Below are 3,504 nucleotides of genomic sequence, written 5' to 3' on the forward strand. Positions count from 1 at the left end.
TTGTCTGGCGGATTTGCCTACCAGACGGCCTACAGCCTTGGACGTGGTCTACCATCGCCACGCCGGGCTACCTTCCTGCGTCACCCCTGTTAATACGCTTACCTACTACCGGTTCGGGTCCCGCGCGCCCCTGTCCGGTGGCCCCGAAGGGCCGGTGGACAGGTTTGGACGGTTAGCATCACCGGGCTCGGTATGGGCGGTTCTTCGCCGGTAGGAGAATATCAACTCCTTGTCCATCGACTACGCCTGTCGGCCTCGCCTTAGGTCCCGACTTACCCAGGGCGGATTAACCTGGCCCTGGAACCCTTGGTCATTCGGCGGACGGGTTTCTCACCCGTCTTTCGCTACTCATGCCTGCATTCTCACTCGTGTGGGCTCCACCACTGGGTTCCCCCGCGGCTTCACTGCCCACACGACGCTCCCCTACCCACCTGCGCCTCTGGACCACGAAGGCCTGAGTTGAGCGCAGATGCCACGGCTTCGGCGGTGTACTTGAGCCCCGCTACATTGTCGGCGCGGAATCACTTGACCAGTGAGCTATTACGCACTCTTTCAAGGGTGGCTGCTTCTAAGCCAACCTCCTGGTTGTCTGTGCAACTCCACATCCTTTCCCACTTAGCACACGCTTAGGGGCCTTAGCCGGTGGTCTGGGCTGTTTCCCTCTCGACTACGGAGCTTATCCCCCGCAGTCTCACTGCCACGCTTCCACTTACCGGCATTCGGAGTTTGGCTGACGTCAGTAACCTTGTAGGGCCCATCGGCCATCCAGTAGCTCTACCTCCGGCAAGAAACACGTGACGCTGCACCTAAATGCATTTCGGGGAGAACCAGCTATCACGAAGTTTGATTGGCCTTTCACCCCTAACCACAGGTCATCCCCCAGGTTTTCAACCCTGGTGGGTTCGGTCCTCCACGCGGTCTTACCCGCGCTTCAACCTGCCCATGGCTAGATCACTTCGCTTCGGGTCTAGACCCAGCGACTATGGGCGCCCTGTTCGGACTCGCTTTCGCTACGGCTTCCCCACACGGGTTAACCTCGCCACTGAGCACTAACTCGCAGGCTCATTCTTCAAAAGGCACGCTGTCACCCCAACCAAGGAGGCTCCAACGGATTGTAGGCACACGGTTTCAGGTACTATTTCACTCCCCTCCCGGGGTACTTTTCACCTTTCCCTCACGGTACTGGTCCGCTATCGGTCACTAGGTAGTATTTAGGCTTAGCAAGTGGTCTTGCCAGATTCACACGAGATTTCTCGGGCCCCGTGCTACTTGGGATCCCCTTCGGGAGGCCGCACCATTTCGTCTACCGGACTCGCACCGTCTGTGGTCCGCCTTTCAATGCGGTTCGACTATGACACGACTTTCTGACTCCCCGGCGGACTGTCAGATCCACCAGAAGGGTCCCACAACCCCGAACACGCAACGCCTGACAGCTTTAACACGCGCCCGGTTTGGCCTCATCCGCTTTCGCTCGCCACTACTCACGGAATATCTCTTCCTGTCGGTACTGAGATGTTTCACTTCCCGACGTTCCCTCCACACACCCTATATATTCAGGTGCGGGTCACACGACATGACTCGTGCGGGGTTCCCCCATTCGGAAACCCTCGGATCACAGCTCGTTTGCCAGCTCCCCGAGGCTTATCGCAGGCTACGACGTCCTTCTTCGGCTCCTAGTGCCAAGGCATCCACCCTGTGCCCTTAAAAACTTCAACAAAAACAACAAAACTGCAGAGAACCAAGAACCACACCCCAAAGGGTGCGTCTTGATCTTTACAAAGATGCTCGCGTCCACTGTGCAGTTCTCAAACAACCAACGACCCCGACCCCCACCAGACCCGCCTACCCTGCCTCCCACAGGAGACCGAGCGGTTCGTGGCCCAAGGACCGGCCCGTACCAGGTACCCCACCAACCGGTGGCCGGTGACCTGAGGACCCAACAGTGTGCTCGACAAGCCTCCCACCCCCACCGGCGATGTTCCACCACCACCTACCAGGCCCCGAAGGACCAGGCAGACCGGCAGGTACTGACACCAGCAAGACCAGAAGACTCTTTCGTCAATGTTCCACCCATGAGCAACCACCCACCACACGTGCGGCGATGGCGTGGCACCTGAACAACCCACCCACCAGCAAAGCCGGCGAGACGAGTGTTGGTAGCTCCTTAGAAAGGAGGTGATCCAGCCGCACCTTCCGGTACGGCTACCTTGTTACGACTTAGTCCCAATCGCCAGTCCCACCTTCGACCACTCCCCCCGCGAACGGTTGGGCCATGGGCTTCGGGTGTTACCGACTTTCGTGACTTGACGGGCGGTGTGTACAAGGCCCGGGAACGTATTCACCGCAGCGTTGCTGATCTGCGATTACTAGCGACTCCGACTTCATGGGGTCGAGTTGCAGACCCCAATCCGAACTGAGACCGGCTTTTTGGGATTCGCTCCACCTTACGGTATCGCAGCCCTTTGTACCGGCCATTGTAGCATGCGTGAAGCCCAAGACATAAGGGGCATGATGATTTGACGTCATCCCCACCTTCCTCCGAGTTGACCCCGGCAGTCTCCCATGAGTCCCCGGCATAACCCGCTGGCAACATGGGACGAGGGTTGCGCTCGTTGCGGGACTTAACCCAACATCTCACGACACGAGCTGACGACAACCATGCACCACCTGTGCACGAGTGTCCAAAGAGACCACCATCTCTGGTGGCTTCCCGTGCATGTCAAGCCTTGGTAAGGTTCTTCGCGTTGCATCGAATTAATCCGCATGCTCCGCCGCTTGTGCGGGCCCCCGTCAATTCCTTTGAGTTTTAGCCTTGCGGCCGTACTCCCCAGGCGGGGCACTTAATGCGTTTGCTGCGGCACGGAACTCGTGGAATGAGCCCCACACCTAGTGCCCAACGTTTACGGCATGGACTACCAGGGTATCTAATCCTGTTCGCTCCCCATGCTTTCGCTCCTCAGCGTCAGTTGCGGCCCAGAGACCTGCCTTCGCCATCGGTGTTCCTCCTGATATCTGCGCATTCCACCGCTACACCAGGAATTCCAGTCTCCCCTACCGCACTCTAGTCTGCCCGTACCCGATGCAAGCTCGAGGTTGAGCCTCGAGTTTTCACACCAGACGCGACAAACCGCCTACGAGCTCTTTACGCCCAATAATTCCGGACAACGCTTGCGCCCTACGTATTACCGCGGCTGCTGGCACGTAGTTAGCCGGCGCTTCTTCTGCAGGTACCGTCACTTGCGCTTCTTCCCTGCTGAAAGAGGTTTACAACCCGAAGGCCTTCATCCCTCACGCGGCGTCGCTGCATCAGGCTTTCGCCCATTGTGCAATATTCCCCACTGCTGCCTCCCGTAGGAGTCTGGGCCGTGTCTCAGTCCCAGTGTGGCCGGTCGCCCTCTCAGGCCGGCTACCCGTCGTCGCCTTGGTAGGCCATCACCCCACCAACAAGCTGATAGGCCGCGAGCCCATCCCTGACCGAAAAACTTTCCAACCACCCCCATGCGA

At 58.7% G+C, this 3,504-nt stretch carries 2 rRNA genes (1 of these 2 running past the window's edge); both read right to left on the reverse strand.

Going from position 1 to position 3,504, the window contains the following annotated elements:
• Nucleotides 1-1,715 (reverse strand): 23S ribosomal RNA (locus tag ACFWH7_RS20735); it reaches 1,491 nt to the left of the window's first position.
• A 453-nt stretch (nucleotides 1,716-2,168) separates the two neighbouring features.
• Nucleotides 2,169-3,504 (reverse strand): 16S ribosomal RNA (locus tag ACFWH7_RS20740); the annotation flags it as partial.

The sequence above is a fragment of the Cellulosimicrobium cellulans genome (assembly GCF_042723955.1).
GTDB classification, from domain to species: domain Bacteria; phylum Actinomycetota; class Actinomycetes; order Actinomycetales; family Cellulomonadaceae; genus Cellulosimicrobium; species Cellulosimicrobium cellulans_H.